A 376-nucleotide genomic window follows, 5' to 3' on the forward strand; every position below is an offset into this window, starting at 1 on the left:
CCGTAGTTGTAGGCGACCGCGGCGTAGGCCACGAACACGGCGGCGCTGTAACCCGACATGTGGTGCGAGATGCCGGTCAGCCACCAGGGCATTCTGCCGCCGCCGGTGAAGTAGTCGGAGACGTCGCTGACGCGCCGGTGCGACCACACGCCGATGAGGAGCATCACCACGAAGTAGGCGCCGAGGGTGGTCCAGTCCAGCCAATGCATAAGAGGACCTTCTTGTCGTGAGGGAGCGGGAGTCGGTCGAACTGCCGAAGGGGGGTGGGGCCTTGGGGCGGAGACCGCCCGGTGTCACCAGCGCGGCGACTTCTTCTCGTAGCTCGGGTCGAGGCGGCGCATGTACCCGGTGTCGTCCCGGTTGCGCAGGCCGCAGC

General features: G+C 67.6%; 1 pseudogene. It reads right to left on the reverse strand.

The features are described from left to right. Positions 1 to 209, reverse strand: a pseudogene (locus IH48_RS34010) (Na+:solute symporter); the annotation flags it as partial. Positions 210 to 376 lie beyond the last annotated feature (167 nt).

The organism is Streptomyces sp. NRRL F-5126, from assembly GCF_000721265.1.
Classification (GTDB): Bacteria; Actinomycetota; Actinomycetes; order Streptomycetales; family Streptomycetaceae; genus Streptomyces.